A 5853-nucleotide genomic window follows, 5' to 3' on the forward strand; every position below is an offset into this window, starting at 1 on the left:
CTCCGACATCCGCGACATCATGCTCGAGGCCGTGGAACGCCGCTTTGGTGGTCACCGTGCCCCGTCAGTCATCGAGATGCTGTCCGATAACGGCTCGCCTTACATCGCGAAGGACACGCAGATCTTCGCCCGCCAGCTGGGTCTGAAGCCCTGCTTCACGCCGGTTCAGAGCCCGCAGAGCAACGGAATCTCGGAGGCCTTCGTAAAGACACTCAAGCGCGATTACGTCCAGGTGACACCGTTGCCGGATGCCAAAACCGTTCTCGGATTGATCGGAGGCTGGATCGAGGACTACAACGACAACCACCCGCACTCAGGGCTGAAAATGCGCTCGCCACGCGAGTTCATCGCAGCTCAAACCGCAACCGCCTGAGTGTCCGGTGAAATGGGGGCAAGACCACCTCCGTCATGGGGGCGTCTAGTTTTCTAAGTCTTTTGGAAATCGATTGTGCAGAGCGGACGCAGAGAACCTTGCAGAGTACATTTTTTACAGATGAGTATTGGAAAAATGCCAGCATGAAAACGGATACCAAGGCAAAGCCGAAGAGAGGGATCGCGGTTGGATCCACAACGGAACGTCTGGCTCAGATGGTTTACGACTGACAAACCGTTTGGTTGCCGGGAACCTCGAGCCAAGCACCCTGTCTGTCTTAACGAAAAAGTGCCCGCGGTATATGGATACCACGGACACTTAGTTGGAAGAGTTTACCTCAGGTTTTCGGACTCACTTCATGCTTTCCGCTGTGACCTGGTAAATATCACCGTCATCCGTCGCAACGTATAGCGCGTTATCGGGCCCCATGACCAAGCCACGGAACCGTGTCGAGAATCCGAGTGGAATGCGAGTGATCCCGTTGATGCCCAAACCATCGGGCGTCAGGCTAATCATGTCGATCCTTGAGCCCGGAGGCGTGTCACCAAACCCGATACCCATGATGCCGACCGCCAAACGGCCCTCGTAGATACCCCAATTGCTGCCTTTCAGGAAAGCGGCAGAACCAGTTCCTTGAGAGAAACCATTGTTGTTCCAGGATGGCGGCATCAGATCGTCGAAGCGCGTGTCACTCATCGGCGTGTAGGCAGCACGTACTGCAGGGTCCATACCGTCCATCTGATTTGGCTCGTATCCGCAGTACTCATCCGGACATTCGCCACGGCCACCCGTATTCTGAGCAGGATCCCAGCCGGCGTTACCACCATTCACAAGAGCGGTGATTTCGTCGTTGTGCCAAGGCCCGTGTTCTGCGGTGAACGCCTTTCCGTCGCTTGGCCGGAAATCGATGCCTTGAACGTTTCTATGTCCGTAGGTGTAAATCCGCTTGTCAAAGCCTTCGGGTGGATTGTTGTCCGGGTGTGCATTCCCGTCCCCGTCAATCCTGAGCACTTTGCCGCACAGGAGTTGCCCGTCTTGAGGGCAGATTCCGCGGTGACGATCACCGCCAGTTACCCAAAGATAGCCTCCGGGCCCGACGCGGAGGCGACCACCATTATGTGCGCCAGGGCCCCCAAAGGGCTGATTGGACTCGAATGGCTTATATTGAATATCCGTCACGATGTCAGTGCGATCGGACACGCTCGTGAGGTCGTCGCTGACCCTAAATCTCATGACGATGTTGCCGTCGCATCTTTCAAAGTTGGTCTTGCAACCATCGCCGTGATACTTGGTTGACGACGAGTAGACGTAGAGGGTCCGGTTCTTGTCGAAATGTCGATCCGCGACCACGCCGAGCATACCGGCTTGACCCTCACAGAAGAGGTCATCTCCACTATCGGCATAACCGCTGCTGTCTTTCATCCCGTACAGTGCATGCAAAGTTCCATCAGTGGTTCTTACCGACAGACCTTTGCATTTTTCTGTATAGAACATCGTGCCGTCCGACAAAAACGCCATGTCCCAGGGGTTCTCGAGTCCTTCGAGTACTTTGGTTGAAGAAATCTTGGGAACGTCCATGCGTTCATGATTATCTGCCTTAGCAGAAAGCGGCAGTCCAGCTGTCAAAACAGCCGCTGCTAGTCCTGAAACGAACCTACTTTTAATTGTTTTCACGCCTTCCTCCCTAGTTGAAGAGTTATTTGATTTGGCTCTTTACTCCGCGTCCTCCAAATACGCGGCCAAGTTGTCGATTTCTTCGTCGGTCAATGGCTTTGCCATCATGATCATCAGGGCTGAGTTCGGGCCTTGCTTGATGCCTTCCCTGTACAATCTCAGTTTTTCGATCGTATAGGTAACCGGGTTGCCAGAAATCTTTGGATAGCTTGCAGCACCCTTTCCGGCTTTCCCATGACAGGAAATGCAAGACTTCTTGTACCTGGTTTCTCCTAGCTCTTTGTCGGCACTGAACCCTTGCTCTGGGACGGTCACTGCCAAAAGAAAAGCTATTGCGCAGGAAATTTTATGCAAAGTGCACCCCTCTTTTCGTTGGAGGCCGCAACGCCAGAAAGGATATTTGTTTTCTGCGAAGGTGAGTCCCTCCGACGTGCCCATCATGCCATCCTCATCCAGCATTTGGCAACAGTGTGGAATGCAGGTTCAGCATCAGGCAGTTTGGGTTCGAAGCCGGCTTGCGGCGGTGCAAAAGTTCACCCCAGAATCGGTTGATCTGAATGTCGGCTTCCGCCTTCGGGGGCTGACATGCTCGCCATCGCGGCAATTGACCATAATCCGCCCTTCGTGACGGTTTCTGCGCGTTCGCCCGAGGTCGGCAGTGGGCTCGAACGAGCCGTTCGCTGCGCCCCGCATGAACGACCGCTTCAACAAACACCCTCGAAGCGGTCCAGCTGCGCTGCCCATTTAGCCGGAAACGGCTCCAACACCCGCGCCAGCGTCGCCTCTGGTCCCTGCTTCCCATCCAAGATCGCCTCGACAATGTCCGGCGCGAGCAGCGTGAGCCGCATTACCCGGGTCATAAAGGACGGCGCGATTCCCTCACGCTCGGCCAGTTCGGCGATGGTTGCGAACTCACCCGACTCCAGCATCCGTTTCCAGCGGAACGCGCGGGCCAGCGCCTTGACCAGCGTGTTGTCCGTTCGATGTGGCTGTGCAGCGCCTTCCGGCAAATGCATCTCCTTCCGCCCGCCGCGCTTCACGAGGCGGAACGGGACATGGAGCATCACCGTGTCGGGGATGGGAACCCCGCGGGTCATGCGGCTTCCCCAATGCCGCCAGCCAGCATCTCGCGTGCGAGGCCGCCGAGCCCATCCACACGGAGCCGGACGTTCAACCCGTCCGTCCCGATCTCTACGCGCTCGACCAGCAGCGTGACAATGCGGGCCTGCTCGGCAGGGAAGAGTTCGTCCCAGAGCGGATCGAGCTGCTGCAGGGCCGCGCGGGTATCGGCCTCGGTGATGTCGTCGGCGTGGCCGCGCGCGGCCTTCCACGTGCCCGCCACGATTTCGGGCTGACGGAACACGACGCGGAGCTGGTCAATGACGGCCGCCTCGATCTCGCCTGCGGGGACGCGGCCGACCGGACACGACCCGGCGCCATGTTTCAGCACCGTCTGGCTAACATAGTAGCGGTAGAGTCTGCCGCCCTTGCGGGTGTGGGTCGGCGAGAACGCCGCGCCATCGGGACCGAAGAGAAGCCCCTTCAACAGCGCGGGTGTGTCAGCCCGCGTCCGCGCGGCGCGCTTGCGCGGGCTCTCCTGCAGGATGGCGTGGATGCGGTCCCACGTCTCGCGGTCGATGATGGCGTCATGCTCGCCGGGATAGCTTTCGCCCTTGTGGACCGCCTCACCGATATAGGCGCGGTTGTTCAGCATCCGGTAGAGGTATTTCTTGTCGATCCGGTTGCCGCGGGGCGTGCGGATGCCGCGCTTCGCGATTTCTCGCGCCAGTTCCGTGCCGGAGCCGATCTCGAGGAAGCGGGCGAAGATCCAGCGGACATGCGCGGCGTTCTCTTCGTCGACGACCAGTTTCCGGTTATCGACGCGGTAACCGAAGGGAGGGACGCCACCCATCCACATGCCCTTTTTCCGGCTGGCGGCGACCTTGTCGCGGATGCGCTCGGCCGTCACTTCGCGCTCAAATTGGGCAAAGCTGAGCAGGATGTTCAGCGTGAGCCGGCCCATCGACGTGGTGGTGTTAAACGACTGCGTGACCGAGACGAAGGTGACCCCATTCCTGTCGAACACCTCGACCAGCTTGGCGAAGTCGGCAAGCGAGCGGCTGAGACGGTCGATCTTGTAGACTACGACCACGTCGACCAGCCCGTCCTCGATGTCGGCCATCAGACGCTTCAATCCGGGCCGTTCCAGCGTGCCGCCGGAGATGCCGCCGTCGTCGTACTGATCGCGGACCAGCACCCAGCCCTCGGACCGCTGGCTGGCGATGAACGCCTCGCAAGCCTCACGCTGGGCGTGGAGCGAATTGAACTCCTGCTCCAGCCCTTCCTCGGAGGATTTCCGGGTATAGACCGCGCAGCGGAGCTTGCGGACGAGCTTCGATTGTTCGGGCGGCTTCGTCATGTCCGCCCCCTGTGGTTCTTGAGGCCGAAGAACACCCAGCCGTTCCAGCGGGTGCCGGTGATGGCACGCGCGATGGCGGACAGCGACTTGTAGGGCCGCCCCTGCCATTCGAAGCCGTCAGCGGTGACAGTTGCCACATACTCGACGCCCTGCCACTCGCGGATCAGGCGAGTGCCTGTGATCGGCATCAAGTCCGCGCGCATCCTGCTCTTCTTGCGATCACCGCCGTCAAGTTCCTCTCCCAGCCGTTCCAAACGCAGTATGGTCTCAGGCTTCAGCCCGCCATAGGTCAGTTCCTGGATGCGATAGGCCAGGCGGCTCTCGAGGTAGCGCCGGTTGAACGGCGGCGGTTCGCTGTCGAACAGGTCGCGCCATTGCGCCTTCAACTCGGATGTTTTTGCCGTCTTCAGGGCGGCCAGGCGCACGGGGATGGGATCGTGATTGGTCATGCGGTTCTCCGTTTCAAGGTGGTTGCATGACCGCTCTGGTCGGCTGAGTTGTGTAGCGGAAATTCTCCATGTTCGGCAGATAGTTGCCGAGCGTTCCGCATATGAAGCCGTACCAGCCCAAGGGCAAGGATGCGGCAGAGCTCGGCGCGGCGTTCCAGCGGGCGCATGTGACAGGGGTTCAGCGGGTTGGGTCCCGACAACGCTGCTCTGCCCATATCCATTTCCTTCCTGAAAGTTCTTGTTCGAACTGCAAAAGCCGGTCTGCTGCTGGATTTGGGACATGTGCCGGGAAAGAAATATTTTGCGAAAGAGTGGTCCTTTGGGGATGATTGACACGTTGGTAAACTCACCCGGAGAGTGTAATGGTACCTCGAACAAACCGGTTCGGACGCAATCTTCAACACGTCCTGGAAAAAGCACCCGCGTGTTACGTCAGAATGTTTCTGGCAAGTTGCCGAAAGCCGGATGAAGCGCTGCTTGTGCCACCGGAGTTTTCGGAACTGGATGCAGAAGAGGCCGCGCGGGAGGCTTTGACTCAATTCGTCCTCGAACAGGATCGTGACGTTCTGGGCGAACTTGATCGGCTGTCTGACGTCAGCACCTACCGGACAGATTTAGAGGTTTGAGCGACGGAGGATTTCTGGTTCATCGAAGCCATTATGGAGCGAAGATGGACAAGAAATCCGGAACATCGAAGGACGCCGCTGACAAGTTAGTCAGGGGTATCAAGCGCAAGACCCGCAAACATTACTCTGCCGAGGAGAAAATCAGGATCGTCCTGGCGGGTCTGCGGGGTGAAGAGAGCATCTCTGCGCTGTGTCGGCGCGAGGGGATTGCCGAGAGCCTGTACTATTCCTGGTCGAAGGAGTTTCTCGAGGCGGGGAAGTCCCGGCTGTCGGGCGACACGGCGCGCCAGGCGACGGCGCCCGAGGTCAAGG

The 5853-nt window shown here is 58.8% G+C and carries 9 protein-coding genes; 4 read left to right on the top strand and 5 right to left on the bottom strand.

Annotated elements, in window-relative coordinates; all coding sequences use genetic code 11:
• On the top strand, nucleotides 1-373 hold a 373-nt coding region (locus BLT75_RS23870), incomplete at its 5' end, for an integrase core domain-containing protein (RefSeq protein WP_143028673.1).
• 35 nt (nucleotides 374-408) lie between these two features.
• The gene (locus BLT75_RS25350) at nucleotides 409-603 is read left to right on the top strand and encodes a surface-adhesin E family protein (RefSeq protein WP_425441155.1); all 195 of its coding nucleotides are present in this window, start codon (nucleotides 409-411) and stop codon (nucleotides 601-603) included.
• Nucleotides 604-724: 121 nt separating this feature from the next.
• Here the strand turns inward: BLT75_RS25350 and BLT75_RS23875 are convergent, their stop codons facing one another.
• The 5 genes from BLT75_RS23875 to BLT75_RS23895 form a co-directional block, all read right to left on the bottom strand.
• Nucleotides 725-2047 (bottom strand): PQQ-dependent sugar dehydrogenase, encoded by a 1323-nt coding sequence (locus tag BLT75_RS23875; protein WP_093038228.1) that lies wholly within the window; start codon nucleotides 2045-2047, stop codon nucleotides 725-727.
• A 39-nt stretch (nucleotides 2048-2086) separates the two neighbouring features.
• The gene (locus BLT75_RS23880; RefSeq protein ID WP_218129051.1) at nucleotides 2087-2488 is read right to left on the bottom strand and encodes a c-type cytochrome; all 402 of its coding nucleotides are present in this window, start codon (nucleotides 2486-2488) and stop codon (nucleotides 2087-2089) included.
• Nucleotides 2489-2751: 263 nt separating this feature from the next.
• A complete protein-coding gene (locus BLT75_RS23885) occupies nucleotides 2752-3144 on the bottom strand; it encodes a hypothetical protein (protein ID WP_093038231.1) in 393 nt (130 codons plus the stop codon).
• A complete protein-coding gene (locus BLT75_RS23890; RefSeq protein WP_093038235.1) occupies nucleotides 3141-4466 on the bottom strand; it encodes a recombinase family protein in 1326 nt (441 codons plus the stop codon). Before BLT75_RS23890 ends, BLT75_RS23885 begins: the two co-directional genes overlap by 4 nt.
• Nucleotides 4463-4915, bottom strand: coding sequence for a DUF2924 domain-containing protein (locus BLT75_RS23895; RefSeq protein WP_093038238.1), 453 nt, complete (start codon nucleotides 4913-4915; stop codon nucleotides 4463-4465). Before BLT75_RS23895 ends, BLT75_RS23890 begins: the two co-directional genes overlap by 4 nt.
• A 362-nt stretch (nucleotides 4916-5277) precedes the next feature.
• On the opposite strand from BLT75_RS23895, the gene BLT75_RS23905 reads away from it, so the two are divergent.
• Entirely contained in the window at nucleotides 5278-5541 is a 264-nt protein-coding gene (locus BLT75_RS23905; RefSeq protein ID WP_143028674.1) for a hypothetical protein, read from the top strand.
• 44 nt (nucleotides 5542-5585) lie between these two features.
• The coding region (locus BLT75_RS23910; protein ID WP_143028675.1) for a transposase at nucleotides 5586-5853 on the top strand (268 nt) is incomplete at its 3' end.

Origin of the sequence: Ruegeria marina (genome assembly GCF_900101475.1) — a bacterium.
GTDB lineage: Bacteria > Pseudomonadota > Alphaproteobacteria > Rhodobacterales > Rhodobacteraceae > Ruegeria_B > Ruegeria_B marina.